Here is a 26,934-nt window from a genome sequence, read left to right as displayed (position 1 = left end):
AATCGTTAACGAATAATCTCGCGCCAGTAAATAACTCGGTCATGACCACGGAACTGACCAAACGTAATACTGGCCGCGGGATCGTCGTCGTAAGCATCATCTGCGCTGTTTTCCGTCTGTAACCAGGCCGGCACCTGATACGACATATCCAACTGACCGCTGTTGCCCACCCCAGGCGCGGAATACTGCAAAAAGCCAACCCCGGCACTGATTGTTTGCAACACACTGATATTGGTTTCTCCGCTATCCAGTTCCCCCTGGTAACTCAGCTCAGTGATTGGTGGCGTGCTGGCTGCTAATGTAAAACAACCATTATCGTCAGCGTTTACAATAAACTCTGTGCCATCAAAATATTGCGCTTCCAGCCGTTGTTGCAACGGCATGGTTTCCGGGCCAAATACATTCGCCAGATACAGGCTGCCAAACCGGACATCTGTACTGCCCAGCTGGCGGGCATCACAGTTCGGTGCACAATGACCACTGCTGCCGGCCTGCATATCGACCGCCGCCAGGCTGGCATCGTTATCGTTCAGCTGCAGACCAAGCGCCAGATCCTGATACGGGCCATCAACTCCGGTGGCTGGCCGGGCAAACGTCAGATCCACATCCGTCAGACGCAGTTCGCCGTTAATCCAGTTAATAGTATCGATATCCGTTAACCGCGCTGACAGATCAATACCGTTATTATTGTTTTCCGCCACCAGTGTTGGCGTCGCAAACGCAAAAGCATCGCGATAATTAAACGTCCGGTTGCCATTCTGGTTCACCGCAAATACCTGATAACTGGTTTGCAAACGGTTATCGCCCATATAACTGAAAGCGCCACAGGCTGGCGTTACCGACGCCGATTGCAAATGAAAGGCTTGCGGATAAAAACGACCAATTGCGGTCTGTGTCTGCCCCTGCGCTTCCACAACTTCAGAAAAATATAAATCATCCACCGTCGCGGAAAAATCAAATACTCCGACTTCACTGTGTTGTACGGTCAGGCGGTTTATGCCGTTTGCAGCAACCGTATGATTATACGACTGTGGGGTTAATTCCCCCGGAATTCCGCCACTGGGCTGCACCAGACTGGAAGCCAGACTTACAGCGGCAACAAAATTAGGGGTTGAAATATTTCCCTGACAAAAGTCGGCATCGTTATCCTGCTGCCAGGCAACTGGCTGCACACTGAGTTCAAAATCCTCCGCGGCAGCAACAAAAGGATCACAGGCCTGATTTTCAGTAATACAGGCACCGCTGGCTCCTCCCCCGGGAGAACCGCTGACCAGCCTGGCAGCGGTGACACAAAAACCAGCCGGTTCACTGACAAATATATCGCTGCCACGCATGATCAATCCCTGTTCCGCTGCATTACCGCGATAAATTGCATTCAGCTGTATCAGTCCCGCGTCGTTATAATTGACACCAATGGTCGCCTCACCGGCATTATTAAAAGCCAGATTAACCGCAGTCGCATCTGTCTGGGAACGACCGATGTCATTAAAACCACTGCCATTACTGCTGACGGATACTAACCGGCTACCATTGAGCGGCGAAGCATAATCAGACCAGAAAGAAACCGCTTTAGTCACATTGGCAAATCCGGGCACGCAGGCCTGGGTGGTATCATCTTTACGCACCGCTTTGACAATAATATTGTGTGCCGCTTTATTGGCGATCATATTCGGCACCGAAAATTCAAAACCCGAATCATAAAACTGAATATCGCAATTATTACCGGCAACACCATCACGAATACAAACATCGGTTTCAAATGCCCGCTTAGTAGGAACCGAACTGACCACTTCAGGACGAATCGTTGCCGGAGTATTTTGCCGTAATTGCAGGTTAGTACTGCCACCGCTGAAGCTGACCGTACTGCCACCCAGCCACCCCAAAGCGGATAAATTAACGGAAACCGGATCTGTATATAACTGAGAACAGTCGGCATTATCACAGGCACGTAATGTCAGTTGTTGAGGGGAACAGGTTAAGCCGGTACTGCTGAAGCTCCATTCAAAATGATGGATCGTTTCATTGATCGGGTTAATGGTTTGCGCGCAGACTTGCAGGTCATCAATTTCATGATTATTACGCGAGCCACCGGTAGAACCGGTAAATGATAATAATAAGTCCTGCGGAATAACCGCCTGACCGGTTTCTGCAGCCACATCCCGCGGCGCAATTAATGGCGTAAAACCGGAGCCGGTATTCCGATAAACGGATACAAAAACCTGCCCCGGGTTGGTGGCATCAATCACAAACCGATAACGATGGCCAGGTCCCGGGGAGTTACTGCCACGCTGATCGACTTCCGGATTTAACGTCCCGGTAGAAGTGATAAAACGATAGCCATTGCCGCCGCTGCCCGAGCCACGTATAGAAACACTGTCGCGCCGTAAACCAATGCCTCCCTGGCGACCTTCGTTATTATTGGAAAAATTTCCCCATTCATCAATCGCAACCCCAAGCCAGCCGCCGGCAAAGCCCTCGTCACCATTATCCCGCTGTGCATAACCCAATGAGCCACCAAAACTACCGGCCTGAGGCGTGATGGTTGCATCAGAAAAGACCACGGCAATTCCGTCGGCACCGGTTCCACCATCGGGGGACCAGGCATAATGATTAAATTCAATGGTGATCAGGTTGCCACTGGCGGGAAACAAACGCTGCAACGTCGTTGCTGTCGACTGATTACCGACATCCTGAGTCAGGCGCAATCGCCGGTTACTGACAATATCCGGAGTAAAAGTACCGCCCACACTGGAGGCCACCCAGTCATCACCCAGCTGCCCACGCTGAAAGGTGTCATTAAAACAACTTAACGGCTCAGAGGACTCCAGCATGACATCATCAATATGCCAATAATCGGTTGCCCACCAGGTACTCGATCCACCCAGATAATAAAAACGGAAACGAAAATTATCGTGTAAGGCATCGGCTGGTAATGTCAGTGTTGCAACATCCGATTCACCTGGCGTACCGCTGCCGCTCAATGTTATCAGAGTGCGCCAGCTGCCATTGTCATTCAGGTATTGCAGCAGCAAATCTTCACCTGAGTCCGGATCTTCACTGAAGCTATCCGCTCCCCTTCGCCACCAGAACGACAGACTGCCCGAGCCAACCGTCGATAAGTCATAACTTTGTTGATGACTGACAATGACCGCACCGCTGAAAAAAGCCAGGCTGCGGCTGGGCGAATTAGCCGTCAGATTATTAATGTCGATATAAGCATTACTGGTGGTCTGCCAGTTATTGCCAAGATTATTACGTTCAAAATCATCACTGAACAGTACCAGCGCATGACTGCGGAGACTGAACAAACACACCATCAGCAAGCAGAGACCAAACTTCATTTAACCCTGACCTCCAGCGTACGTTGCGCTTCATCTCCCTGGCAACGACCACGACTTTCAATCTGGCAATAGCGTTCGCCGGCCACCAGCAGGCTGTCATCACAATTAATCTCTGCCTGGCAACCGCTTAACCCGGCAACGGTAAACTGGATATCAGCCACACCGGCACAACTGCAAGACACAGTATTTAATACTTCCGGCAAGGTTAACTGCAAACCACTTTCTGCAGCATAAAACGCCCGGGTCGATAGCAGGGTTTTGACATAGGAGCGGGCGCCGGTTTCAGATAACCGGTTCACCGCCAACGCAACCAGCGATAAAATCACCACAATAAAAACAGCAACCGGCAAACTGAAACCACGGCTCCTTTGCCCGGCCGGATTTTGTTTAAGGTACATTACGCAACTGTACCTCCTGCGCACTGGCCAGTGACTCCCCGCCAGCGGATTGTGCCGTCAGACTGATACGCACAACGGCATTACGCTGCAATTGCGCCGGCAATAAATTAAAACTCAGGCTGCCAGGCTGCAGGCCAGCACCAACAACAGCCCGGTTAGCCACTGCGGGTGGCAAAAATGCACGACTGTCGGCATGAAAACCGTAGTCAACATAACGCCACACCCGGCCATTAGTGTCCTCACAAAACGCTACCGGCTGCGCCGTCAGATAAAAGCGGTGTGTCGGCGAATGTGTATCAAAGCGCACATTCGCGCCACCGGCAAAGGAGACGGTCTGAACGTTAGCCACAGCAGGCGCTGCACTTGCCTGTACCTGTGTCACAGTGTTACTGCCGATGTTATATACTTGCGCCACACTGCTGGGATACACCGCCACAAACCCGGTATTACCGCCTGCCGGCAAAGCGACAACCGTAAACTGATTCGCGGCTGCCGCCACCGGTAAGGTTAAATATTCAGAACTGTTAATGATGGGAACAAATTCGATACAGGAATTATTGCCATCGTCAAAGGTACGCACACTATTGGGTAAAGCAGAACGAATTTCCCGTGATATCCGTTCACTGATCAGGTTGGCATTATTGGCCAGCTCCAGCCGCTGTGACGAAGCAACCAGGCCCTGGGCTGAGCGCGAAATAAATGAAGTGACAAGTACCGCCAGAATGGCGCTGATGACAATCACCATCACCATTTCGACCAGGGTAAAACCCCGCTGCTGAAGGACTGTATTGCCCGGCCGGCCAGCCATCAGAAGTTGCCACGCAATGCCGAAAAGCGCAATACCTGGCCCGCCGGAGCGCTAATAGTTAATACAATCAGTTTGCTGGCAGTCGTGGCGGCACCACTCTGATCCTGGCAACTCACGGACACCGCAACCTGATAACCGCTATAGTTTTCTGCCACGGTACCATCAAGAAAAGCAGCTTGTTGGTTCAGGCCATGATAGTCGTCAACATCATCAAATAACTCACGTCCGCTTTCTCCGGCTTCGCTACCATTCACACTGCAACCGGCAACAGCTCCACCTGCTAACGGCGAGTTTTCCTGAAACCGCATAGCTAATATTTCATCCAGGTAGGCCTGAGCTAATAAAGATGCTTTATTCTGCAACATCGGATTGGCACTGCGGCCAACCGAGCCGGAAAAGGACGATAACAACGCCGTCAGCGCAATTGATATGACCACAATACTGATCACCAGTTCCACCAGCGTCAGGCCCTGTTGCTTCAGGGTGGCCGGCTTTTGGTTACAGACGTTATAAAACACACGGGCCTTCATAAGCATATCCTGCACGACTGATACACAACTCCCGTACCCGGTTATTATCCTGGATACAGATCCGGGTGTTCTGCCCGGAGAGCAGGTTACCATTGCCATCATAAGATAATAATAACGGTAAGCTGGCCAACGCATTACAGCTGACGGCTAAATCAACGCCGGCACGGATATTTTCATTACCTGCAGCAATATCACTGACGATCGTGGTACCACCACGGATAGTCAGCCGCCAGTTATCAGCCGTTCGTGCCAGTTGCATGGTGACATCGCCGCTGGCGGAGCGCGATAACGCGGTTTGTTGTGCTAATCGGGCGCTGGCTAACAGCTGATCAGCAATAACCCGGGAAGAATAATTTTGCGGAGAAGAAAAGCGGGCGCTGGTAACAGCAGCGACTATTCCAAGGATAATCAGCACCATTACCAGCTCAACCAGAGTAAAACCTTTATCCATCAGCAGATGGCTCAGTTATTAACAACCTGTGACCGTGATCGTAATTACCGGAGCGGCATTAGCATCTGCAGCATCGTATTCAACCTGACACTGAGCCGGAGTCGTAGCCCCGGTGGCACGAATACGAATAACTCCGGCAGCTGTTGCGGCTGCGTTGGTTGCATCAATGGTATAGTCCTGAGCAGTTATCTGAGACGCTTCCAGAATGCCACCCGTAGTGGTTGCTGCAGTGATATCAATTGCCTGAGGGTAACCGTTAACCAGGTCAATCGTTTCACCTTCAAGAACAACAGAGGTTGCATTACCACCATCAGCCAGCCATTGAGCATGGGCAATATTGGCGGATGATTTTACGGCACCAAAAGCCCCCTGAATGGCTGCTGTTCTGGCCTCACCACCCAGATCCGCAAACCGGGGTAATGCAAACGCAGATAACACGCCCAGAATCACAATTACCATGATCAGTTCAATCAAAGTAAAACCTGCTTGTTTTTTCATTTTCCGACTCCTGCCATTATTTATCGGACTTGCCAAGTTACCCGCCCACTGGACGGATCGTATTGAATAAATCGCTGACTGCCCGGTGTACTGAAACCGCCACCCAGCAGCTTATCTGTTAAGTAATAACGGCACATACCCTGTACCGCTTCTGCCTGTATTTCAGCTATAGCACCGGCCTCGATTTGTTGCCCGTTATCAGCACCAACGGCCATCACCGCCGGCGCATTATTCTGTAATAAATGACGCCACAACAACGCACAACCCTGATGGCTGATAACCTCTGGCGCTGCCGTTGCACCGGGCTGCGGCCAGCCACTGTCAGACATCCACACGCTGCGGCTGGAGCCAGGCGAGCCGCCCGCGTGTTGCCCCGCTTGTTGCAGACCACGTACAAACCAGGTTTCACGGGCGAGAAATACCGCCGCACGAAAACCACTGGCCAGCGCTTTTAAGCGCGCATCGTTGGCATCTTCAACCACCGCCTGGAAACGTGACAAAACCAAGACCAACATCAGCGACAACAACATCAAGGCTACAACGGTCTGCAATAACCCCAGACCACACTGCTTATTAACGGAAGCGCAACAAAGTTTAGCGGAGGGACGCCAAGGTATTGTTTCGCCGCTTACCACTGACATCAGATTGCTCACCTCCGTTGCTTTAACCCTAGATCAAAATCCGGATTCCGGGGCTGAAATTACGAATTGACACAAACAAATAGCTACATTTCATGACTCAGGTCGGGCTTTGTATCGCCTTAACGAATCGCAGAACCCAATTCCCAGATCGGCAAAAATACCCCCAGTGCCAGCACCAGCACCAGAGCACCAAGAAATGCCAGTAATAATGGTTCAATTGCGTCTGCCAGTTGTTTTAATTCGTAGTCCACTTCCTGATCATAAAAATCAGCAACATCATCCAGCAACTTATCCACGGCACCGGTTTCTTCCCCGACTGCCAGCATCTGTAATACCAGTGGCGTAAACAATCCGGTGGCGGAAGCGGTATTGGTTAACCGGTCACCACGTTCCACGCCGGATAACATGCCGTTAACCGCACGACCAATAAAGCGATTACCCACACTGTCACTGACCACCGCTAAACATTGCAGTACCGGCACCCCCGCAGCCATCATCATGGCAAACGAACGGGAAAAACGGGATAACGCAATGCGCTCAAAAATACTGCCGATTAACGGAATTTTCAGTTTTTTCCGATCCCACCACAAAGCGCCGTTATCGGTTTTAATATACTGTCGCAACCCCAAAAAAGTTGCTGCCAGCACGGCAGCCAACAGATGCCACCAGTGCTGCATAAAATCAGATACAGCAATCAAGATCTGGGTGGCAACCGGTAAATCAGCACCCAACTTGTTAAACACACTGGTAAAACTGGGAATAACAAATAAGGTGATCACCACCATAGCCACACTGATGGCACTGATGACCATCAGCGGGTAACGCAACGCCGCTTTTATCCGCTTGCGGGTTTCGCGTTCCATCTCCAGGTGAGCGATTAGTTTAAGCAAGGCGTCATCCAGCTTACCGGTGGTTTCACCAATGTGAATCATGCTGATATAAATCGGTGAAAAGACCTCCGGGTACTGGCGAAACGCAGTGGATAAATCAGACCCTGCAACCAACGAGTCTGAAATTCCGCGTAATACTGTTTTTAAGCTGGCATTATTGCCGGATTCCATCAATCCGTTCAGGGCACGTAATATCGGAATACCGGCTTTGGTCAGGGCATACAGCTGGCGCGTCAGCAGAATTCTTTCTTCGGCATTAATACGCTGGCGGAATAAGGACCATTGTTTATTTTCCGGCGTCGCCTGAACCTGGGTTTGTTCCAGGCCAACCACCACGATGCCACGCTGCTCCAGGCTTATCTGAGCAGCATTACTGTTCATCGCTGAAATCGTACCGTCCACTTTATTGCCACTGGCGTCACGGCCACGATACAAAAAATCCATGGCTATTCTTCCAGCGTTGCGGCAACCCGGAACACCTCATCCAGCGAGGTAATTCCGGCACGTGCATAATCCAGCGCTGATAATGCCAGCGGCCGGAACCCCGGCGCCCGGGCAGCAGCTTCGGCAAAGCCCTGAGCATCCTGACGGCGCAAACAGGTTAATAATTCCGGAGTGATTTCCAGCAATTCATAAATACCAATACGGCCGTGGTAACCACTGTTATGACAATGGTGACAACCCCGCCCCTCGAGATAAGAGTCGCTGCATGCCGCCGCCTCCATGCCCTGCAACCAGGCCTTCTCCTGTGCTTCCAGCTGATGTGGTTGCTGGCAGTGTGGGCATAAACGTTTGATTAACCGTTGTGCAACCACCGCCCGTAAGGACGAAGCCACCAGATAATGATCCACCCCCATATCCAGCAACCGTGCTGCGGCGGAAGCGGAATCATTGGTGTGTAATGTCGATAACACCATATGGCCGGTCATGGCGGCACGCAAACCGATTTCTGCGGTTTCGTGATCACGCATTTCCCCTACTAATACAATGTCCGGGTCATGCCGTAATGCCGCCCGCAATACGGTCGCAAATTCCAGCCCGACTTTAGGATTAACCTGCACCTGATTAATACGAGGCAACCGATATTCAATCGGGTCTTCTGCGGTGATGATTTTCTTTTCCGCAGTATTCAGCGATGTTAATGCGGCGTACAGGGTGGTGGTTTTACCGCTACCGGTCGGCCCGGTAACCAGCACCAGTCCGTGTGGACGATGTATCAGATGATCAAAACGCTGACGTAATTCCGCTGGCATTCCTAACACTTCCATACTGAGAATACCGGCGCTTTGGTCCAGCAAACGCATGACCACCGCCTCGCCAAACTGTACCGGCATGGTAGCCAGGCGCACATCAATACTGCGCTGACTGACACGGATATTAAAACGACCATCCTGTGGCAGACGTTTTTCTGAGATATCCAGGCCAGACATAATTTTTAACCGCGATACCAGCGCCGAAGCTACCCGCCGCTCTTTAACCACCTGCTCCTGCAATTCACCGTCTACCCGTAAACGAATACGCAGCTGATTTTCTTCCGGTTCAATATGAATGTCCGACGCCTGAACCTGAACCGCATCCTCAAACAGATTTTGTAATAACCGTACCACCGGCGCTTCACTGGTATCGGACGATAACGCCATTTCGGAAATATCAAAGTCGCTGCTTTGTAGTTCACCTTCCAGCTCGCCGGCAATACTGGCCATCTGCTCCTGACGGCGATACACAGAGTCGAGCACCGTCAATAGTTCCTGCTCACGAACAAAGGCCGGCAGTACCGGTTTTTTTAAAGTTCGCTGCAGGTCATCGATGGTCATCAGATCCATCGGGTCGGCCATACCGACCAACAACCCATCCTGTTCTTCAGCTAACACCACAGAACGAAACCGTCGTGCCTGGGTTTCTGGTAATAACTGCACCAGCTCAGTACGGATTTTAAACCGCGCCAGTTCAATAAAGGGGTAGTGAAAATAATCGGATAACGCCTGTAATAACTGATCTTCACGCACATAGCCAAGATCGGTAATAGCGCGACCAATTTTTTTGCCGGTTTTTTTCTGTTCTGCTAACGCCTGCATCAGCTGCTCTTCACTGATCAGGCCTTTTTCCATTAATAAATCGCCAACGCGTACTTTTTTTCGCGATTCCATCAGCTACCTCGGCCTTGCAAGCTTTTGCTCTATCCAGCGTTGTTGAGTCCCGGATAATGAATATTGCTGTAACACGTTTTCCAGAACCTGCCGTGCCGGGTCAATCTGCTGGTTCTGCTCCAGCGCAACAGCCATCGCAATTGGCCAGTTAGCCACCCCTGGCTGCAGCTGACTGAGCCGGCGATAACTGTCCACCGCCTCTTTATAAGCACCAACAATGTGTAACCCGGGAGCCACGGTTGCTAACCATTGTTCGTTCTGATTATCGCGCTGGCTGTAATAAAACTGTTTAAATTCTTCATAGCGTTTCTGCTCAAGAAAAATCCGCGCTTTATTGGTTAATGCTTTTTGTCGTAATGCACTGGTCAGCTTGTCGTTTGTTAATAACGCGTTGTTGTACTGCTCCGCCAGCGGCCAGTCCGCAGCCCGCATAGCACGGATGATCTGCAGATAATCCTGCTGTAGCTGCTGATTCGGGCGATGAATGGTTAGCTGAGGTTCAACCACAAGCGCCGCTTGCTGTTCAGCAGCCGCGGTTGTCTGGCCTGCGCTGACCTGAGGTTCTTTCAGGGTTTTAACCAGTGGCGGAGCCACCCGGGTTTCGCTGAACGGCCGCACCTGCTGCGGCGCCACCGACGGTTGCTTAAGCACGCCCGGCTTGGTCACATCCACCTGACCGGGAGGCACCGGTGGCGCGGTTTTTTCTGGTGCCGCTGGCCAGAAATACCAGGCTGCACTCAAAATTATCAGCAGCAATAGCAGCGCCAGCGACCAGCCAACGACAGACACAGACTCTTGTTGCGGATAACGCAATGCTGGCGGAATATCCGGGGTTTGCCCGCTACGCTGGTCGATCTCTTTTAATACCTGATGCACCAGACTCATAAACACACCAGCGCAATGACAATAACGATCAGTAAATAAGGCCAGCCTGGTAAGCGCTTATCAGGCGGGCAGGCAAACTCGGTATCGGCAATGGCCAGCTCAATATGTTGCGCCTCCAGCTGACGCACCCCGGCACCATAGCCCACCAGCAGTGCTTTATTGGCAATGATATTGACCAGCCGTGGCACTCCGCGGGTGGCCTGCCACAAACGGCGAATGGCTTTATGACTGAATGCCGGCAGACCGGTGTAACCTGCCAGACACATGCGCTGCTGCAGATACAAAGCAAGACTGTTGTGATCGGTCAGCGGCTTAAGCCGGGCAGATGAGGTAATACGCTGATACAACTGGCGTAAATGGGGCTGAGCCAGTTTTTCATCCAGTTCCGGCTGGCCAAATAACACGATCTGAATCAGCTTCTGTTGTTCCGTTTCCAAGTTAGAAATCAGCCGCAATGCTTCCAGAGTATTGTCCGGCATGGATTGCGCTTCATCGATAATTAACACCACCGCCTGTTGCCGCTGCGCCTGAGTTAATAAAAACTGTTCGACCGCCGCACGTAACCGGGTCTGGTCGAGGGTGCTGGCATCCAGTTCAAATTCCGCGGCGATTAAATGCCACAAGGCTTCAGTATCCACTGCCGGGTTCGGAATATACGCAGTGCGCACTCCCTGTTGCTCCAGGCTGTTTAACAGGCGCCGGCACAGCAGGGTTTTGCCGGTACCGACTTCGCCACTGACTTTGATAAAACCTTCACCGGATGCCAGTGCAAACTGCAGCATTGAAAACGCCTGTTGCTGACTGGGTAAATCGACATAAAACCCCGTATCCGGCGTCAGTCCGAACGGCGTCCGGGCCAGGCCGTAATAACGTGAGCAGGCATCCGCCAGTTGCAGTGCTTCCATCATCCCTCCTGTAATAACACATCGGAATAACGTTGATTTAACTGCTCAATCTGCTGCTGCGAGATGCCGGAGCCGGTAACCCGTGGTTGCAATAAAATAACCAGTTCACTTTGCAGCACCTGCTTGCGTTCCTGACGGAACAACCACCCCAGTAGTGGAATATCTTTTAACAAAGGTAACCCGGCAGTAATGACTTCCTGGCGGTTCTGCATCAGGCCACCAATAACCACAATTTGTCCGGAACGGGCTTTAACGATGGAGTCGGTTTCCCGCACCCGGCTGAAAGCCAGCGGTAAGTTGTAATCGCTGCTGCCTAGTTCAATGGTTTTAATACGTTCTTCCACTTCCGTTACCGTGGGATGAACGTGCAGAATGACCTCGTCGGTTTCCCCCACCTGAGGGGTCACATCCAGAGCGATGCCGGAGAAAAATGGCGTCAGTTCAATTTCCGGAGCTTCAGTTGTCCCCGTGGTTGAGGTTGTGGTGTTATTGGTCACTTCTGTCACAAAAAACTCATCACTGCCCACTTTAATCACCGCTTTCTGATTATTAACCGTGGCAATACGCGGACTGGATAACACCTTAACGTCACCCTGAGTTTCCAGCAGCTGTAACGCTCCGGCGAAATCACCAACATTAAAGTTCAGTGAAAAAATACCGGCGATGCGGTCTTCGTTAAAGAGTGCTTCGGAACTCAGCGCGCCATCCCAGGAATTACGGTTACTGCGCGCCGATAACGTATTCCAGTTAATTCCCGACTGAAAACCATCATTTAATGTGACTTCCACAATTTTAGCTTCGATCAGAACCTGTTTCTGTACACTCAGTTCCGCCCGGTCAAGATAGGTTTTAATGGTGTTCAGGGTTTTCGGTAATCCCTTGGCAATGACCATCCCGGCATGCGCATCCACCACCACCTGAGCATCCGCCTCGGCACTGATCATCATCTCCAGAGTGGCGCGCAGATTGCTCCAGAAATCACTGCCGGATTCCGTGTCCACCCGGGCGGTATTCACCGTTTGTGTAGTGCTCTGACTGCTGCGGTTATTATTACTGTTGCTGTTATTATTGGTGGTCGTGCTACTGACCTGACCACTGCTGACCCGCATGCCGGAATTACCTTTACGTTTTACGTTGAGGTAATTAATCGGATAAATCCGGGTTTGTTGCTGGCTTGGTAAAATCTGAATACCGTAGTCGGATACAACAAAATCATAACCATAAATATCCCGCACCGCGGCCAGGGCTTCAGCCAGCGTCACATTTTTAATATTCAGTGAAATTTCGCCACTGACCTGGGGGTGTATCACCAGATTCTGATCGGTGCCGTCCACCAGGCTGGCAAAAAATGCCTGCGCCGGTACCTGCCGCGCCGACACATCAAAGCGTTGTACCTCATCCCCCCGGCCATTATCCAGTGCCGGTAATAACTGTTGCGGGTCGAACAAACGAGCAGTGCGCGGTACCTCGTCGGCCGTTAATAACACGGCTTTTTCCGTTTTTTGCGCCTCGCCGGACTTTGGCTGCGGTCCGCTTGTGGCACAGCCAGTCAGCAGCCAGGCACTCAGCAACCAGGCGATGCCGCGGCGGTAAGCGGCTGTATGAGCCAATGTTTGCGGGCGGAACACCTTGATATCCATCGTCATAAAATCAGTCTGCCTTGCTGCCCGTTGTGGTTAGTTTCACCGCACTGCTGCCCGCCAACGAAATAGTCAGCTGTTGGCGCGCGGTTTTCAGCGTCACATTTGTCGGATTAACCGCCACCACACGGGCGTCATCAATGGTGTCACCCGGTTGTAATAACCGGCCATTGATCACCGCCCGGCGGCGTTCACCCTGAATCAGGATCTGTTGTAATACATACGACCTTGGCGCAAGCACCGGAGCCACTGCCGTTCCTCGCTGTAACCAGGCCGGTGGCCGGGTCGGATCAGCTGCCTGCACGCCGACTGCCATAAACAGAGTCAGGAGGGCCATCATTAAGGGGTTAAACATTCTCGCCATATCAGCCTCCTAATACATCTTCACGGCTGCTCAGGGTGTACACCTCCAGCGTGACCTCACCACGCGGGTATTGCTCCACCTGATAATCCAGCAGCTGCCAATACAAGCGCCATTTCAGCGTATCCAGTCGTTGCAGGTAGGCCAGCAACGCGGGATAACTGGCGCTCAGGGTGATTCTTAACCGGTGCTTATATAAACGCGCCCGGGGTTCGCTTTCACCGAGCAATATTTCTTCTTGCGGCAGTGTCACCAGCCCGGTAATTTTCAACCGGCTGTCCTGGGTTAACATCTGCTCCAGTACCACGACCATCTGCTGCGGTGACACCAGGGCATCGGTCAGGCTGGCAATACGTTGTTCAATCGCCTGATGCTCACTGCGTAATAACTCCAGTTCATCACGTAACACCTGATTCGGATCCACCACAGGTGTGTTCTGTAATTGGCTTAGCCGTTGCTGCAGCTGCTGGTTTTCCTGCTGACGCTGTTGCGCCTGCTGTTGCCGCTGCCAGCCATCACGCCACAAAGGCTCCGCCAGCAGCCAGCTGCCAAGCAGCAACAACAATAAGCTCAGCGTGATTAACGTCAGCCAGCGCTCACGTGGGTTCAGATTGAGATACTGCTGAATCAGCGCCGCGGCTCTGGGCTGCTGCCACCAGCTGGTCATGATTTTTCTCCCGCCATCAGGGTTTTCAGGCGATCAATCTGGCGCAGCCCGGAAGCCTGCTGTTCGGCCGTTTGTGTATCGTCCGGCGAAGGGCGGCTGTCGAGCTCAAATATCAGGCCGTTCTGGTGGTCATTTTTTTGCACATCAACATGTCGGAACGCCACTCCCTGATAGGCCGGGCGCTGCACCAGGCTGGCGATATAAGCGGATAGTTTCTGTGGCTGATCGAGATACCCCTGCAGCCTGACGCCATCACTGCTGATACGAAAACGCTGTAACCACACGCCACGGATATTCTGCTGTCCCAGCTGCTCTACCTGATCCGAAAACGACTGGCTGCGTTGCAGCTTGCCCTGAGTCAGGTAACTCAATACCTGGCGACTGGCCTGTAACGCCGCCACCGCCTGCTGTTGCTGACGCTGCAGTCCGGCATCACGACTCAGTGGTGGCCGGGCTGCCAGCAGCTGATCAAGCTGTTGCTGTAATTGCCCGGCCTGCTCCTCGGCATCCGCCAGACGAGCACTTTGCCAACGCGTGTAGCCCAGTGCCAGCACGGTCAACAGCAGCACCAGTGCCACGCTGCCGGCCAGCGCCTGCAATAAGGTAGCCACCTCCGCCGGCAACTGCGGTGGACGAAACTCGTCGCTGAAAAAATTAATCTGCTGTTTAACCTGCCAGCTCATAGCACAAGCTCCCTCCCAGTGCGGTTGCCAGCGAGGCGGTTAACGTCGCCGGTGCTGCCATGCGGTTAAACAGGCTGTCGAGCGCCAGAGTCCGGATCGGGGTATTCACCGCCTGCTCCAGATCAGGTAACAGCACATCCAGTTCAGCACCGTCGGGCACCATGACCCAGATCTGGCCGACACTGCCCATCCCCAGCTGGCTTTCGAAATAATCCATTGAGCGCTGAATCTCCAGCGCCAGGGTCTCCAGCCGGCTGTGGCTTTCCAGTTCAAATTCACCGTCTGTCGGTGGTTGTAATCCCAGATCGTCGCTACCAACACCAATACTGCGGGTCATATACAGACCGCCATCGAGAAACAGATAGAAATCACCGGCGCTCTGATCCAGCCGTAACACGCCGACGCTGGTTTCCGGTTCCAGCTCAGCCACCAGCTGCAGAATGCTCAGTTCAGGAATGGTGATGTGTTGTAATAACAACTGCTGCTGTTCACACCAGTCGACCAGCTGGCGAATACGCACCCGTTCGATAACCGCCGCAAACGCCATATCCAGCCGCCCGCGATAGGCGTCTTGCGGCAACCGGAACGCCTGCACCACCAGAGTTTCAATCGGCTGTGACACCATATCTTTGACCCGGAAGCGCAACGCATCGCTGAGCTCGTCATCCGGCACCCGCGGTGCTTCTAACAGATGCAGCTCATAATCGTTATGATCAAGTGAAATCGTCACCGGCAATTGTTGCAGACCCGGTTGTTGCCGGCGCAGCTGCTTCAGCCACAGCGCCAGAGGTTCCAGCCCCTGGTGTTCAGCTTGAGGCAAAAACCGCTCGGTCACGCCATGAACATCGCGCAACACGGCGAAAGCCTGACCGTTGTGAAGCTCAATGCCGAGACAACGCTGTTGAGTTGTGGTGTGTTTCTGCCAGGGCCAGCGCATGCCAATCCTCAATACCGGTGTTAACTGACCTAAGTGTAGACCAGCTTTTGGCTCACATAGTCTTACCGTCCAGTCCTGACTATAATGGCGGTCTCATTCCGCTCAGTTGTTGACCTGACCCCATGTTTAATATCGTTTTGTTCGAGCCTGAAATCCCGCCCAACACCGGTAATATCATACGTTTATGCGCCAATACCGGCTGTCAGTTACACCTGATTGAACCACTGGGTTTTAATATGGAAGAAAAGGCATTGCGCCGCGCCGGGCTGGACTACCACGAATGGGCTGAGGTCCGCATTCACAAGGACTTCGCCGCCTTTATGGCAAGCGAGGCACCATCAACTCTGTATTGTCTGACCACCAAAGGAAAAACCACCCATTCGGATGTCGGTTTTAAACAGGGCGATTATCTGATGTTTGGTCCGGAAACCCGTGGCTTACCCGAAGACGTACGCCTGCAGTTTCCGCATGAACACTGGTTACGGTTACCTATGATGGCCGACAGCCGCAGTATGAACCTGTCGAACTGCGTGTCTGTGATGGTGTACGAGGCCTGGCGCCAGATAGGTTATGACGGCGCCAGCAGCTGAAGACGACATAAAAAACCGCTGAGCGATGGCGTCGCTCAGCGGTTTTTTTATGTCTGGAAGCAATCTTACTGAATGGTTTCAGAACCTTCGGCCTGAGCCTGTTCAGCGGCTTTTTGTTGCTCCTGCTGCAGCCGTTGCTGGTACAGAGCATCAAAGTTAACCGGTGCCAGCATCAGTGCCGGGAAGCCACCTTTAACCACCAGGCTGTCGATGCTTTCACGCAGGTACGGGAACAGAATATTCGGACACATAGCACCCAGCATTGGCTTCAGTTGCTCTTCCGGGATATTCGCCATAGTGAACAGACCAGCCTGCTCCAGCTCTACCAGAAATGCCGTTTCATCAGCGTTAGTCGCCGTTACCGTTACTTTCACGCTGACTTCAAAGTGCTGCTCGTCCAGTTTACGGGCACCGGAGTTGAGGTCCAGCTTGATTTCAGGTTTCCACTCTTTAGTGAATGAAGCCGGAGCGTTCGGCGCTTCAAACGAGGCGTCTTTGATGTAAATACGTTGCAGCGCAAACTGAGCTTGGTTCTCTGCCATTGTCATGATTCCTTAATCGTTATTGTTAAAACCTGTTATTTCACTAGCGGCAGGTTTTGTGCGTTCCACTCCATCATGCCACCGCTCAGGCGTACTGCGTTGTAGCCTTTTTCACGCAACATTTTGCCCGCCATGCTGACCGTCTGACCGGTTTTGCACACCAGGATGATGGGTTTGTCTTTATGAGCCGATAACTCGTTCATGCGAGTTGCCAGGCTGGCATAAGGGATATTGATCGCATTGGCCAGGTGGCCGGCACCAAAATCGGCTTTATCGCGGATATCCAGTACCACAGCGTCTTCTTTATTGATCAGCTGAGTGGCCTGCGCCGTCGACACAGACTGGCCGGCACGCCGGTTGTTATCCCACAGCAAAGCAGCCAGGAAGACACCCCAGATACCTACTAACCACCAGTGATTACCAATGAATTCAAAAAGCTGATCCATAAGAGACCTATATCGTTAATCGGTTAAATGACCGGGATATGACAACCGTGCAAAAACACCGCTACCAGCACCACAGCGAAAAATGAGCGCGCAGTATAGCGCTCCGCCCGGTTTGGCTCCACAGTCAGCCACCGATCAGCGGTTAATATCCGTTAATGGCGATGATGTGCGGCAATTACAACCCGGTTGTGCTCCTCGCCGGCCGGCTTAGTGTCAGCAAGGTGATGGCGGAAGATGCCGAAGCTGAGCAATTTAGGTACAATGCGCGACTTTCGTTCACTTCAATTGAGTTTGTTTGCATGACGTCACGTCCTACTCCAACAGCACTGATCATTCTGGATGGCTGGGGCCATCGTGAAGAAACCGAACACAATGCGATTGCCAACGCCCCCACGCCCACCTGGGATCGCCTGCTGGAGCAATACCCGAACGCCCTGATGCAAACTTCCGGCGCCGCGGTCGGTTTACCCGACGGCCAGATGGGCAACTCCGAAGTGGGCCATATGAATCTGGGTGCCGGCCGGATCGTGTATCAGAACTACACCCGCATCAACAAAGCCATTGCCGATAACCAGCTGCAACAGAACGACGCACTGGCTGCCGCCATGGATAAAGCCATCGCCGCCGACGGCGCGGTCCATTTTGTTGGCCTGTTATCGCCCGGTGGTGTTCACAGCCATGAAGACCATCTGGTTGCCTTGCTGGAGATGGCCAAAGCACGGGGTGTCAAACGCAGCAATGTACACGGCATTCTCGATGGCCGCGATATGCCACCACGCTCGGCCGAACCGTCCATTCAACTGATCGAAAACAAACTGGCGGAACTCGGCAACGGCAAACTGGCCAGCCTGATCGGCCGCTTTTATGCGATGGACCGTGACAACCGCTGGGAACGTATCGAGCAAAGTTATGTCGCCATGACCGAAGGCAAAGCGCCGTTTACGGCCAGCACCGGTATTGAGGCATTAAACGCCGCTTATGCCCGCGACGAAAACGATGAATTTGTGCAGGCCACCATTATTGGTGAGGCCGATGCTCAGGTAAAAGACGGCGACAGCATTATCTTCTTTAACTTCCGTCCGGACCGCGCCCGGGAACTGACCCGCGCCTTTGTCGAAGGCGATGATTTCAGCGGCTTCGAACGTAACCTGACACCGAAGTTGTCAGATTTTGTGATGATGACTGAATACGCCGCCACCATTCCGGCGAACTGCGCTTACCCACCTCAGGCACTGGTCAATGGCCTGGGCGAATACGTTGCCAATCTCGGCCTGAAGCAGCTGCGTATTGCTGAAACAGAAAAATACGCTCACGTGACCTTCTTTTTCTCCGGCGGCCGCGAAGCGCTGTACGATGGTGAAAGCCGTGAACTGATCCAGTCACCGGATGTCGCCACCTACGATTTACAGCCGGAAATGAGTGCTCCGGAAGTGACCGACAAACTGGTTGCGGCAATTAAATCAGGTGACTACGACCTGATTGTCTGTAACTACGCCAACGGCGATATGGTCGGCCATACCGGCTCTTACGAAGCGACATTAAAAGCCGCCGAAGCGATTGATGCCAGCATCAAACGAGTCACCGACGCGTTACTGGAAGTCGGCGGCGAATGTTTAATCACCGCCGATCACGGCAACGCCGAAATGATGGTCGACGACCAGGGCCGGCCGATGACTCAACACACCACCGGTCCGGTGGATATGATTTATGTCCATGGCCGGCAGCAGCCACTGACATTAGAGCCAGGCCGTCTGTGTGACGTGGCGCCCACACTGCTGGCGATGATGAATCTGCAGCAACCGGCAGAAATGACCGGCAAACCACTGATTGATTTCTCCTGAAACCACACCCGGGATGACGACCAGGATGTTAAACGCCAAGTCATGTTTTGCGGCAACGGCCACTCTGCTGCTGTGCCTGTTATGGCCGGCAGCCGCCAGCGCCAGTGATGAACAGCGCCTGGAAGCGCTGAAGCAGGAAATTCACAAACTGGAGCAATGGCTCAGCAACGCCAAGGACGAATACAGTGAGCTGGATAAGGCGTTACGCACATCCGATCTGGAAATCGCTGAGCTGTTAAAACAGGTAGAAACCACCCGTACTGAGCTGAAGGAGGAGCAGGCCCGCCTAAAAAAGCTCCGCCAGGAGCAGAGCCAGCTCCGTCACATCCGTAAGCAACACCACCAGCATCTGGCTGAACAGGTACGCGCCGCGCACCAGCTGGGCGACCAGGGGCCACTGAAACTGCTGCTCAATCAGGATGATCCGCAGCAGTTACAACGTATGATGCGTTATTTCGATTATTTTAATCAGGCCCGTATTAACCATATCCGCCAGCTGATTGCCGAGTTGCAACGGCTGGAAACCATCGCCGAACAGGTCGTGGCTCAGGAGCAGCAACTGCAACAGACCGAAAGCCGTTTGCTGCAACAAAACCGCCGTTTAACCGCCCGTAAAGCCGAACAGAAAAAATTACTCGCCAGTCTCAGCCAGCAGCTGAACAGCAAAGAATCACAGCTGAAGCGCAAGCAGGCCAACCGCCGCCGGCTGGAACAACTGTTAAACGAAGTGCAGACACTGCTGAGCAACAGTCCCCGTAAAAACGACGAACGACCGTTTCGTGCCATGCGCGGTAAACTCCCCCGTCCGGCCAGCGGCCGTATCCTTAAAGCCTTTGGCAATCAGCGCGATCAGCATGCGCGCTGGAACGGCTGGCTGATCAGCACTCACGAAGGCCAGAAAGTCCGCGCCGTCCACCACGGCCGGGTGGTTTTTGCTGACTGGCTGCGCGGCTTTGGTTTATTAACCATCATTGACCACGGCGAAGGGTATTTAAGCCTGTACGCCCATAACCAGACGTTATTTTACGACGTTGGCGCCTGGGTCAATCAGGGCGATGTACTGGCCTTATCCGGCATCAGTCAGGACAGTGGCCGCGCCAACCTGTATTTCGAAATTCGTCATCAGGGCCGGCCAAAAGACCCGGCTGCCTGGCTGCGGCGGCGCTGAATCAGCACGCTCGCGGTAGCCAAGGTTTTTCAATGGCAGGCTTTTATGCCATTCTTCAGAATCCAACATCTATTTATCAGAGTTAGCGTTTTTCATGTCTTCTGTTATTTCCCTTCGTTTACTTCCGGCGCTGCTGCTTAGCCTGGCCATTTCTCCGGCGGCCCTGGCCGAACAACCCGTTAGCGAAGAAATCAGCTCAGCTCCGGCACCACTGCCACTGCGTGAACTGCGCAACTTCACTGAAGTGTTTGAACGCATCCGCAGCGCCTACGTCGAAGAAGTCGACGACACCACGCTGCTGGAATACGCCATCAATGGCATGCTGACCTCCCTCGATCCACATTCAGCCTACCTGCAGCCGGAAGCCTTTACCGATCTGCAGGAAAATACCTCCGGTAAATTTGGAGGTCTGGGTATTGAAGTCGGTATGGAAGACGGCCTGATCCGGGTGGTTACCCCAATCGATGATACTCCGGCACAAAAAGCCGGCATCCAGAGTGGCGACCTGATTGTCACCCTCGACGGTGAGGCCGTCATGGGCATGACCCTGAGTGATGCCATCGACCGCATGCGTGGTGAACCCGGCAGTGAAATTACCCTGGAAGTACGCCGTAAAAATGAAAAAGAGCTGCTCAGTTTCACCCTGCAACGCGCCGAAATCAAAGTCGCCAGTGTGCGCACCGAAACCCTCAGTGGTGGCATCGGCTATGTGCGCATTACCCAGTTTCAGGAAAAAACCGGCCCGGAATTAACGGCCGCAATTGAAACCTGGACCCATGCCGAAGAGCCGCTGAACGGTCTGATCCTGGACTTACGCAACAACCCCGGCGGGGTGTTAGATGCGGCTGTGGAAGTCACCGATGCCTTTATCGATGAAGGCCTGATCGTTTACACCGAAGGCCGGGCAGCCAACTCAGAGCTGCGTTTTTCCGCGACCAAACAAACCGCGGCGCGCGATATCCCGGTCGTGGTGCTGGTGAATGGTGGTTCAGCCTCCGCCTCCGAAATTGTTGCCGGCGCCCTGCAAGATCATAAACGCGCCGTGATTGTCGGGACCCGCTCATTTGGCAAAGGCTCGGTACAAAGTGTGTTGCCAATCACCGAAGACAGCGCCATCAAACTGACCACCGCCCGGTATTTCACCCCCAACGGCCGCTCGATCCAGGCCCAGGGGATTGAGCCGGACATCCGGGTGGAACAGAGTGAAGTGAAAACCTACGAAAATCGCTTTTATAAAGAATCCGACCTGCCGGGCCACCTGAAGAATCCGGAACAGGACGACAACCAGGCCAGCGAAGACAGTCAGCCAGACCAGGATGGCACCATAGGTCCGAACGAACTGCTGAAACAGGACTTCCAGCTGTACGAAGCCCATACCCTGTTGCGTGGCGTGACCATTCTGTCACCGAACTCCGGCAAAACCTCAGCCAGTCGTTCACAGCCTGAGCATAACGAAGACGCCGATACCCTGGCACGGAGTCAGACAGCCCAGCCATGAGTCAAGCTCACACCCGCAACAACTGTCAGCCGGGGCGCCCGTTAATGCGCCCCGGTTCGTTATTCAATACGCTGTTATGCTCTGCCTTTTGCTTATTGCTCAGCCCACTGGCGGCTGCTCAGCCAACGGCCAAACTGATTCTGATCATCGACGACATCGGCAATAACCGTCAGCTGGGGCAGCGTACCGTCGACCTGCCCGGACCACTGAACCTGGCATTTTTACCACACACACCGTTTGCCAGCCGGCTGGCCGAGAAAGCCCACCAGGCCGGACATGGCATTATGCTGCACGCGCCGATGGCGAATAAAAACAACGCCAAACTCGGGCCCGGCGCACTGACCAGCGAGATGACGCCACAACAATGGCATCAGGTGTTAGTCGACAACATCAGCGCCATTCCCCACGTCAGCGGCGTCAACAACCATATGGGCAGTGAACTGACGGAAAATCCCAGGGCTATGCGCCAGGTGATGAGGACGTTACAGCAGCAGGGATTGTTTTTTGTCGACAGCCTGACCACTGCCCGCAGTATTGCGGCGCAACAAGCGCAACAAGCCCATCTGCCCAGCCTGAAACGCGACGTATTTCTGGATCACAGTACCGAACCTCAGGCCATCGCTCACCAGTTCCGGAAAGCCATTCAGCTGGCGAAACAGCGCGGCATGGCAGTTGCCATCGGTCATCCCTATCCACAAACCCTGCACCATCTGGAGCAGGTATTGCCCACTCTGGCGGCACAGGACATTGAGCTGGTCAGCGCCCGTCAGTACCTTTATCAGCAACTGTGGCAACAACCACTCAGCGTCCGCTCCAAATACCAGCTGCAGCCATTCCGGCTGCCGGCGCTGCAACCGCGGTCACAAGCACAGCGAAAGCAACAGCAAACACCAGAGCCACAGCCAAAACAACGACCACAACGGCAATCCCAACCCGGCACGCATAAAACCGCGGCGGTTAACTGATAGCGGGATCACAAAAACTTATTTGTACGATGGTTCCGTTTTAGGTAATCTGACACCGTTTAGCAACATCAATAAAAACAACTGATAAAAACCGACATAACCAACGGCAAAGTGAACCATGCGTAACTATCTGCTCCTGCTGCTGTGCACGCTCAGCCCACTCTCCCAGGCAACCGACGACTACACGGTTGAACTGTACGACCTTTATTGCACCGCCTGTCACGCGGTCGAAGCTTCGGGCGCTCCCCAGGCCTTTACCGACGAATGGCAGGAGCGGCTGGATAAAGGCATGGAAAACCTGGTGAATAATGCCATCACCGGCATCGGCAACATGCCAGCCATGGGCACCTGTGTTGAATGCAGCGCCGAAGACATGGAAGACCTGATCCGTTATATGGCCGAGGAAAAATAATATGAATTTCGACCGCATCCCCCTGAGCCGACGCAACCTGTTAAAAGCGGCCGGGGCCGGTTTATTAGCCGGTGGTACCAGCGCCTGTTCCAGCCAACCCCAGGCCAAGGCGCCAATTGGAGTCGTTGGTAAAGACGGCAAACGGGTATTACCCTGGAGTAACTGGTCGGGCAACCAGAGTTGTCAACCCAATGAACGTCTGGTCCCGCGCAGTGAAGAACAGCTGCTGGACGCCATTCGCAACGCCAGCCAGAACATCCGCTCAGTCGGCTCCGGCCACAGTTTCTCTGGCCTGGTACCAACCGATCAGACCTTATTATCGCTGGCCCGCTTACGCGGCCTGGAAAACATCAATCCGGAAACCATGGAAGCCGACGTCTGGGCCGGCACCCGGCTGTCACAGATTGGCCGGAAGCTGTGGGATCACGGCATGTCGACCATCAACATGTCCGATATTGACACCCAGGCATTAGGTGGCGCCCTGGCGACCTCCACCCACGGTACCGGTAAAGATCTGGGCACTCTGTCGACCCACGTCACACAGATGCGTATTGCCAATGCCGCCGGTGAAATCATCGAATGTTCGGCCGACCAGAACAGCGACTTGTTCCACGCCGCCGGTAATAACCTCGGCGCGCTGGGCATCATGACCAAGGCGCGGATTAAAACCGATAAAGCCTATCACCTGAAAGAACACAGCTGGATGATGTCGGAGCAGGAAGGCCTGGAACGCGCGGAAGAATTGCGTGATTCCCACCGTCATTACGAAATGTACGCCCTGCCACACAGCGATTACATGCTGGGCATCGCCATCGACAAAGTTGATCCGGCCGACATTCCGGAAAACCAGGCGGAACCCAGTGGCGACGCTTATGAAGCTTTCCGTATGATGTCCAACCTGATCGACTATATGCCGTTTGCCCGCAGCTGGCTGGTGAACTTCGGTGCCGGTGGTGTTGAGCCGGAAACCCGTTATGGCAAGTCCTGGGAAATTTTCGGCAACCTGCGCGACATCCGTTTTAACGAGATGGAATATACCGTGCCGGCAGAAGTCGGGCCTCAGTGTCTGCGCGAAATTCTGCAGACCATCAAGCAGAAAAACATCCCGGTGATTTTCCCCATCGAAGCCCGTTACATCAAAGGTGATGATGTCTGGTTAAGCCCGTTTTATCAGCGTGATGGTTTTGCCATCAGCTGCCATAACTTCCACGACAAAGACTACAAAAAGTACTTTGCCGCGATCGAACCGATTTTCTGGAAGTACGACGGTCGTCCACACTGGGGCAAAATTCACACCCTGGCGGCGAAAGAATTTGCCGCACGTTACGACCGCTTTGACGACTTCCTGCGGGTGCGTAAAGAAATGGACCCGGACGGTCGTTTCCTTAACGAACACCTGCGCCACACTCTGGGCGTCTGACGCCCGCCAGATTGCCAGCGGACTTGCGCCCGCTGGCAGCCCCGGCAAATGCCGCCACGTCACCAGGTGGTATTTGCATTTTTTGCGGTCATTCTGGCCGCTTTTTTGTTTTTTTCGGCTGCATCGCCCCTGTTACCCGGCCACCAGACTGGCAGAATAACCGGCCATTGTGATGGAGCCGCTTATGTTTTATGCCTACTGGAATCAGTTTACCGACCTGCTCAGCAAAGAACGCTGGCAGTTACCGCTGCAGCAAGTGAAACAACGTCATTGTCTGCCGGACTCACGTTTTATCGACATCGACGGCCTCAGCGTTCATTACCGCGACGTCGGTGACGGGCCGGTGTTGTTATGCCTGCACGGCATTTTTTCGTCGTTACACACCTGGCAGGAATGGACAACACAACTGAGTGATGACTACCGGGTCATCAGCCTTGATCTGCCGAACTTCGGTATTACCGGCCCCCATCCGGATGGCATGCGTAAACAGCTGTACAGTGATTTTCTCAATCGTTTTACCGATGCTCTTGGCATCGACCACTGCTACCTCGCCGGCAACTCGCTGGGTGGCTGGATGAGTTATGAATTCGCTCATCGTTTCCCGCACAAAGTCGACAAACTGATCTTAATCGACAGTGCCGGCTTCTTTTTTGTGCCACCGGCTACCCTGATCGCCATGGGCCTGCCGCTGGTAGGCTGGCCGATGAGCCAGAGTCCGCTGCCACGTAAGCTGGTGCATTCCATGGTGGACAGCACCTACGCTCAGCCACAACGGCTCGACGACAGCATACGGAACCGCTATTACGACCTGATGCACCGCCCCGGCAACCGCCGCGCCGGAGCCGCAGTGGTGGCCTTTATCCGCAATAACATCGGTTTCGACACTTCCTATCTGCCGCAGATATCACAGCCCACGCTGGTAATGTGGGGCAAACAGGACGGCTGGATTCCGCCGGCTCATGCCACAAAATTCGAACAGCAGCTGCCGGATTGCCAGCGAATTATGTACCACAACTGTGGTCACCTGCCGATGGAAGAACTGCCACAACAAACCGCACAGGATTGCCGCCGTTTTCTGCAGCAACCCTGAACCAGGCTGCCAGCTCCGGGCAGGCAAGGCTTGCCTGGACGACAAAACTGCCGCATGATGCGCTCCAGTGTCGCGTTATGACAGCTTCAAGGAGGAACTTATTATGCGGGCAGCCGATCTGATTAACCTGCTCAGTCAATACGATCCGGATATGGAAGTACCGGTTTCATTTCAGCCAGACGAGCAACACAACCTCATTCCGGATATCACTACCTGCAACCGCGAACAACGCAGCCGTTGTTACGAATCGCTGGTGGAACAGGCCGAAGACGGCATGTTAGTCATTAATGCCGCTGGCCATATCACTTATATGAATCCATATCTGGTGCGTCTCAGTGGTTATAGTGCTGCTGAGCTGACCGGCAAAACCCTGGCCGAGCTGATGCCTGCCGATGACGCCGATTTTCTGCAACAGCGACTGGCCGCCAGCAGCGATCACGGGCGCTTTTCCAGCCGCCTGATCAGCCGTAACCGTCAACAACACTGGGTACAGATCTCGGCCACCCGTATTCCCAGCAGCGATGGCCGTTTTCGTGGTTATATGATGACACTGACCGATCTGTCGCAACAACAGATCCTGTTACCACAACTGGCCGACCAGCATCAGTTGGGTGATAAAATCGAACGTATCCGCGACCAGCTGGAACAGCTGAAAGTACTGCGTACCCATTTATTAACCGAACAACAGCAGATTGCCGGCTTATCCCGGATCGAGGCCAGTGCGTCCTGGCATCAGGGGCGTTATCTGTATCTGATCGAGCCGCAGAAAAACGGCAAACGTAAGCGTCGTTATGTCGGCAGTGACCCGGATAAGGTGCGCCAGGCACTGGCGGCGGTCAAACGCCAGGAGCGTTACCAACAGCTCAGCCAGGAACTGTTACGCATCGAAGAACAAATCCGCAGCGCCACCTTCCGGCTCGACAGCTTTCTCTGGGATCTGGCTCAGGTTCCTCCTGAGCTGCACCGTTTATTACCCGCTTCCGCCTGACTGTATGATCACTTAACGGAACGTTTGACGGCTGCCACAGGCAGCCGTTTTTATTAGCCGTCAAGCCATCGCCCGGGGCGTTATCCCCTCCAGCCGAACACTCATCAGACAATTCCTGACAGGCCAACACGGCGTTTTTGCTCTGGTGCTTAATTATTAAAAAACTCAGAAAAGCATTTCATGACAGCCGCA

Annotated in this window: 27 protein-coding genes; 9 read left to right on the top strand and 18 right to left on the bottom strand. The window is 53.5% G+C overall.

Annotated features, from left to right (window positions below):
• Nucleotides 1-5: 5 nt before the first annotated feature.
• From ACFOMG_RS01080 to ACFOMG_RS01005, 16 genes are all read right to left on the bottom strand, one after another.
• A complete protein-coding gene (locus tag ACFOMG_RS01080) occupies nt 6-3,341 on the bottom strand; it encodes a DUF6701 domain-containing protein (RefSeq protein WP_376864251.1) in 3,336 nt (1,111 codons plus the stop codon).
• Nucleotides 3,338-3,739 (bottom strand): hypothetical protein, encoded by a 402-nt coding sequence (locus ACFOMG_RS01075; protein ID WP_376864250.1) that lies wholly within the window; start codon nt 3,737-3,739, stop codon nt 3,338-3,340. Before ACFOMG_RS01075 ends, ACFOMG_RS01080 begins: the two co-directional genes overlap by 4 nt.
• Nucleotides 3,729-4,547 carry a type II secretion system protein J gene (locus ACFOMG_RS01070; protein ID WP_376864249.1) on the bottom strand — a complete coding sequence of 273 codons (819 nt, stop codon included), beginning with the start codon at nt 4,545-4,547 and terminating at the stop codon, nt 3,729-3,731. Before ACFOMG_RS01070 ends, ACFOMG_RS01075 begins: the two co-directional genes overlap by 11 nt.
• Nucleotides 4,547-5,077, bottom strand: a complete 531-nt coding sequence (locus ACFOMG_RS01065) for a type IV pilus modification PilV family protein (RefSeq protein WP_376864248.1) — start codon at nt 5,075-5,077, stop codon at nt 4,547-4,549. Before ACFOMG_RS01065 ends, ACFOMG_RS01070 begins: the two co-directional genes overlap by 1 nt.
• Nucleotides 5,055-5,528 carry a GspH/FimT family pseudopilin gene (locus tag ACFOMG_RS01060; protein ID WP_376864247.1) on the bottom strand — a complete coding sequence of 158 codons (474 nt, stop codon included), beginning with the start codon at nt 5,526-5,528 and terminating at the stop codon, nt 5,055-5,057. The genes ACFOMG_RS01065 and ACFOMG_RS01060 overlap by 23 nt, the downstream gene beginning before the upstream one ends.
• Nucleotides 5,529-5,546: 18 nt before the next feature.
• Nucleotides 5,547-6,026, bottom strand: coding sequence for a type II secretion system protein (locus ACFOMG_RS01055; protein ID WP_376864246.1), 480 nt, complete (start codon nt 6,024-6,026; stop codon nt 5,547-5,549).
• A 20-nt stretch (nt 6,027-6,046) separates the two neighbouring features.
• A complete protein-coding gene (locus tag ACFOMG_RS01050; RefSeq protein WP_376864245.1) occupies nt 6,047-6,541 on the bottom strand; it encodes a hypothetical protein in 495 nt (164 codons plus the stop codon).
• Between the two features lie 245 nt (nt 6,542-6,786).
• Nucleotides 6,787-8,001 carry a type II secretion system F family protein gene (locus ACFOMG_RS01045; RefSeq protein WP_376864244.1) on the bottom strand — a complete coding sequence of 405 codons (1,215 nt, stop codon included), beginning with the start codon at nt 7,999-8,001 and terminating at the stop codon, nt 6,787-6,789.
• 2 nt (nt 8,002-8,003) lie between these two features.
• The gene (locus ACFOMG_RS01040; RefSeq protein ID WP_376864243.1) at nt 8,004-9,704 is read right to left on the bottom strand and encodes a GspE/PulE family protein; all 1,701 of its coding nucleotides are present in this window, start codon (nt 9,702-9,704) and stop codon (nt 8,004-8,006) included.
• A gap of 3 nt (nt 9,705-9,707) precedes the next feature.
• Nucleotides 9,708-10,589 (bottom strand): tetratricopeptide repeat protein, encoded by an 882-nt coding sequence (locus ACFOMG_RS01035; RefSeq protein WP_376864242.1) that lies wholly within the window; start codon nt 10,587-10,589, stop codon nt 9,708-9,710.
• Nucleotides 10,586-11,494, bottom strand: coding sequence for an ExeA family protein (locus ACFOMG_RS01030; protein ID WP_376864241.1), 909 nt, complete (start codon nt 11,492-11,494; stop codon nt 10,586-10,588). The genes ACFOMG_RS01035 and ACFOMG_RS01030 overlap by 4 nt, the downstream gene beginning before the upstream one ends.
• A complete protein-coding gene (gene mshL / locus ACFOMG_RS01025; RefSeq protein WP_376864240.1) occupies nt 11,494-13,140 on the bottom strand; it encodes a pilus (MSHA type) biogenesis protein MshL in 1,647 nt (548 codons plus the stop codon). Before mshL ends, ACFOMG_RS01030 begins: the two co-directional genes overlap by 1 nt.
• A 4-nt stretch (nt 13,141-13,144) precedes the next feature.
• Complete coding sequence (locus tag ACFOMG_RS01020) at nt 13,145-13,498, bottom strand: hypothetical protein (RefSeq protein WP_376864239.1); 354 nt, start codon at nt 13,496-13,498, stop codon at nt 13,145-13,147.
• 1 nt (nt 13,499) lies between these two features.
• The gene (locus ACFOMG_RS01015) at nt 13,500-14,162 is read right to left on the bottom strand and encodes a hypothetical protein (protein WP_376864238.1); all 663 of its coding nucleotides are present in this window, start codon (nt 14,160-14,162) and stop codon (nt 13,500-13,502) included.
• Nucleotides 14,159-14,845, bottom strand: coding sequence for a PilN domain-containing protein (locus ACFOMG_RS01010; protein WP_376864237.1), 687 nt, complete (start codon nt 14,843-14,845; stop codon nt 14,159-14,161). The genes ACFOMG_RS01015 and ACFOMG_RS01010 overlap by 4 nt, the downstream gene beginning before the upstream one ends.
• Nucleotides 14,829-15,782 carry a hypothetical protein gene (locus ACFOMG_RS01005; protein ID WP_376864236.1) on the bottom strand — a complete coding sequence of 318 codons (954 nt, stop codon included), beginning with the start codon at nt 15,780-15,782 and terminating at the stop codon, nt 14,829-14,831. Before ACFOMG_RS01005 ends, ACFOMG_RS01010 begins: the two co-directional genes overlap by 17 nt.
• Before the next feature lie 122 nt (nt 15,783-15,904).
• On the opposite strand from ACFOMG_RS01005, the gene trmL reads away from it, so the two are divergent.
• On the top strand, nt 15,905-16,372 hold the full coding sequence (gene trmL / locus ACFOMG_RS01000; RefSeq protein ID WP_376864235.1) for a tRNA (uridine(34)/cytosine(34)/5-carboxymethylaminomethyluridine(34)-2'-O)-methyltransferase TrmL: 468 nt from the start codon (nt 15,905-15,907) through the stop codon (nt 16,370-16,372).
• A gap of 65 nt (nt 16,373-16,437) precedes the next feature.
• Here the strand turns inward: trmL and secB are convergent, their stop codons facing one another.
• Nucleotides 16,438-16,914: a protein-export chaperone SecB gene (gene secB / locus ACFOMG_RS00995; RefSeq protein ID WP_376864234.1), complete on the bottom strand. Its 477-nt coding sequence runs from the start codon at nt 16,912-16,914 to the stop codon at nt 16,438-16,440.
• 35 nt (nt 16,915-16,949) lie between these two features.
• A complete protein-coding gene (locus ACFOMG_RS00990; RefSeq protein WP_376864233.1) occupies nt 16,950-17,360 on the bottom strand; it encodes a rhodanese-like domain-containing protein in 411 nt (136 codons plus the stop codon).
• 299 nt (nt 17,361-17,659) lie between these two features.
• Here ACFOMG_RS00990 and gpmI point away from each other — a divergent pair, with 299 nt between their 5' ends.
• From gpmI to ACFOMG_RS00950, 8 genes are all read left to right on the top strand, one after another.
• Complete coding sequence (gpmI, locus tag ACFOMG_RS00985; protein ID WP_376864232.1) at nt 17,660-19,201, top strand: 2,3-bisphosphoglycerate-independent phosphoglycerate mutase; 1,542 nt, start codon at nt 17,660-17,662, stop codon at nt 19,199-19,201.
• 13 nt (nt 19,202-19,214) lie between these two features.
• Nucleotides 19,215-20,369 (top strand): murein hydrolase activator EnvC family protein, encoded by a 1,155-nt coding sequence (locus ACFOMG_RS00980; protein ID WP_376864231.1) that lies wholly within the window; start codon nt 19,215-19,217, stop codon nt 20,367-20,369.
• Between the two features lie 94 nt (nt 20,370-20,463).
• Nucleotides 20,464-21,867 (top strand): S41 family peptidase, encoded by a 1,404-nt coding sequence (locus ACFOMG_RS00975; protein ID WP_376864230.1) that lies wholly within the window; start codon nt 20,464-20,466, stop codon nt 21,865-21,867.
• Nucleotides 21,864-22,832 carry a divergent polysaccharide deacetylase family protein gene (locus tag ACFOMG_RS00970; RefSeq protein ID WP_376864229.1) on the top strand — a complete coding sequence of 323 codons (969 nt, stop codon included), beginning with the start codon at nt 21,864-21,866 and terminating at the stop codon, nt 22,830-22,832. Before ACFOMG_RS00975 ends, ACFOMG_RS00970 begins: the two co-directional genes overlap by 4 nt.
• A 118-nt stretch (nt 22,833-22,950) precedes the next feature.
• Nucleotides 22,951-23,244 carry a c-type cytochrome gene (locus ACFOMG_RS00965; protein ID WP_376864228.1) on the top strand — a complete coding sequence of 98 codons (294 nt, stop codon included), beginning with the start codon at nt 22,951-22,953 and terminating at the stop codon, nt 23,242-23,244.
• A gap of 1 nt (nt 23,245) precedes the next feature.
• Entirely contained in the window at nt 23,246-24,664 is a 1,419-nt protein-coding gene (locus ACFOMG_RS00960) for a D-arabinono-1,4-lactone oxidase (protein ID WP_376864227.1), read from the top strand.
• A gap of 184 nt (nt 24,665-24,848) precedes the next feature.
• Nucleotides 24,849-25,754: an alpha/beta fold hydrolase gene (locus ACFOMG_RS00955; RefSeq protein ID WP_376864226.1), complete on the top strand. Its 906-nt coding sequence runs from the start codon at nt 24,849-24,851 to the stop codon at nt 25,752-25,754.
• A 103-nt stretch (nt 25,755-25,857) separates the two neighbouring features.
• Nucleotides 25,858-26,742 (top strand): PAS domain S-box protein, encoded by an 885-nt coding sequence (locus ACFOMG_RS00950; protein WP_376864225.1) that lies wholly within the window; start codon nt 25,858-25,860, stop codon nt 26,740-26,742.
• Nucleotides 26,743-26,934 lie beyond the last annotated feature (192 nt).

The sequence above is a fragment of the Bacterioplanoides pacificum genome (assembly GCF_042648445.1).
Classification (GTDB): domain Bacteria; phylum Pseudomonadota; class Gammaproteobacteria; order Pseudomonadales; family Oceanobacteraceae; genus Bacterioplanoides; species Bacterioplanoides pacificum.
Note: the sequence above shows the minus strand (reverse complement) of the source record. Positions and strands in the feature narration are given on the sequence as shown.

Bases quoted from the DNA above. Each gene is read 5' to 3' on its own strand.
- ACFOMG_RS01080 (WP_376864251.1), bottom strand. From the start codon at position 3,341: ATGAAGTTTGGTCTCTGCTTGCTGATGGTGTGTTTGTTCAGTCTCCGC.
- ACFOMG_RS01075 (WP_376864250.1), bottom strand. From the start codon at position 3,739: ATGTACCTTAAACAAAATCCGGCCGGGCAAAGGAGCCGTGGTTTCAGT.
- ACFOMG_RS01070 (WP_376864249.1), bottom strand. From the start codon at position 4,547: ATGGCTGGCCGGCCGGGCAATACAGTCCTTCAGCAGCGGGGTTTTACC.
- ACFOMG_RS01065 (WP_376864248.1), bottom strand. From the start codon at position 5,077: ATGAAGGCCCGTGTGTTTTATAACGTCTGTAACCAAAAGCCGGCCACC.
- ACFOMG_RS01060 (WP_376864247.1), bottom strand. From the start codon at position 5,528: ATGGATAAAGGTTTTACTCTGGTTGAGCTGGTAATGGTGCTGATTATC.
- ACFOMG_RS01055 (WP_376864246.1), bottom strand. From the start codon at position 6,026: ATGAAAAAACAAGCAGGTTTTACTTTGATTGAACTGATCATGGTAATT.
- ACFOMG_RS01050 (WP_376864245.1), bottom strand. From the start codon at position 6,541: ATGTTGGTCTTGGTTTTGTCACGTTTCCAGGCGGTGGTTGAAGATGCC.
- ACFOMG_RS01045 (WP_376864244.1), bottom strand. From the start codon at position 8,001: ATGGATTTTTTGTATCGTGGCCGTGACGCCAGTGGCAATAAAGTGGAC.
- ACFOMG_RS01040 (WP_376864243.1), bottom strand. From the start codon at position 9,704: ATGGAATCGCGAAAAAAAGTACGCGTTGGCGATTTATTAATGGAAAAA.
- ACFOMG_RS01035 (WP_376864242.1), bottom strand. From the start codon at position 10,589: ATGAGTCTGGTGCATCAGGTATTAAAAGAGATCGACCAGCGTAGCGGG.
- ACFOMG_RS01030 (WP_376864241.1), bottom strand. From the start codon at position 11,494: ATGGAAGCACTGCAACTGGCGGATGCCTGCTCACGTTATTACGGCCTG.
- mshL (WP_376864240.1), bottom strand. From the start codon at position 13,140: ATGACGATGGATATCAAGGTGTTCCGCCCGCAAACATTGGCTCATACA.
- ACFOMG_RS01020 (WP_376864239.1), bottom strand. From the start codon at position 13,498: ATGGCGAGAATGTTTAACCCCTTAATGATGGCCCTCCTGACTCTGTTT.
- ACFOMG_RS01015 (WP_376864238.1), bottom strand. From the start codon at position 14,162: ATGACCAGCTGGTGGCAGCAGCCCAGAGCCGCGGCGCTGATTCAGCAG.
- ACFOMG_RS01010 (WP_376864237.1), bottom strand. From the start codon at position 14,845: ATGAGCTGGCAGGTTAAACAGCAGATTAATTTTTTCAGCGACGAGTTT.
- ACFOMG_RS01005 (WP_376864236.1), bottom strand. From the start codon at position 15,782: ATGCGCTGGCCCTGGCAGAAACACACCACAACTCAACAGCGTTGTCTC.
- trmL (WP_376864235.1), top strand. From the start codon at position 15,905: ATGTTTAATATCGTTTTGTTCGAGCCTGAAATCCCGCCCAACACCGGT.
- secB (WP_376864234.1), bottom strand. From the start codon at position 16,914: ATGGCAGAGAACCAAGCTCAGTTTGCGCTGCAACGTATTTACATCAAA.
- ACFOMG_RS00990 (WP_376864233.1), bottom strand. From the start codon at position 17,360: ATGGATCAGCTTTTTGAATTCATTGGTAATCACTGGTGGTTAGTAGGT.
- gpmI (WP_376864232.1), top strand. From the start codon at position 17,660: ATGACGTCACGTCCTACTCCAACAGCACTGATCATTCTGGATGGCTGG.
- ACFOMG_RS00980 (WP_376864231.1), top strand. From the start codon at position 19,215: ATGACGACCAGGATGTTAAACGCCAAGTCATGTTTTGCGGCAACGGCC.
- ACFOMG_RS00975 (WP_376864230.1), top strand. From the start codon at position 20,464: ATGTCTTCTGTTATTTCCCTTCGTTTACTTCCGGCGCTGCTGCTTAGC.
- ACFOMG_RS00970 (WP_376864229.1), top strand. From the start codon at position 21,864: ATGAGTCAAGCTCACACCCGCAACAACTGTCAGCCGGGGCGCCCGTTA.
- ACFOMG_RS00965 (WP_376864228.1), top strand. From the start codon at position 22,951: ATGCGTAACTATCTGCTCCTGCTGCTGTGCACGCTCAGCCCACTCTCC.
- ACFOMG_RS00960 (WP_376864227.1), top strand. From the start codon at position 23,246: ATGAATTTCGACCGCATCCCCCTGAGCCGACGCAACCTGTTAAAAGCG.
- ACFOMG_RS00955 (WP_376864226.1), top strand. From the start codon at position 24,849: ATGTTTTATGCCTACTGGAATCAGTTTACCGACCTGCTCAGCAAAGAA.
- ACFOMG_RS00950 (WP_376864225.1), top strand. From the start codon at position 25,858: ATGCGGGCAGCCGATCTGATTAACCTGCTCAGTCAATACGATCCGGAT.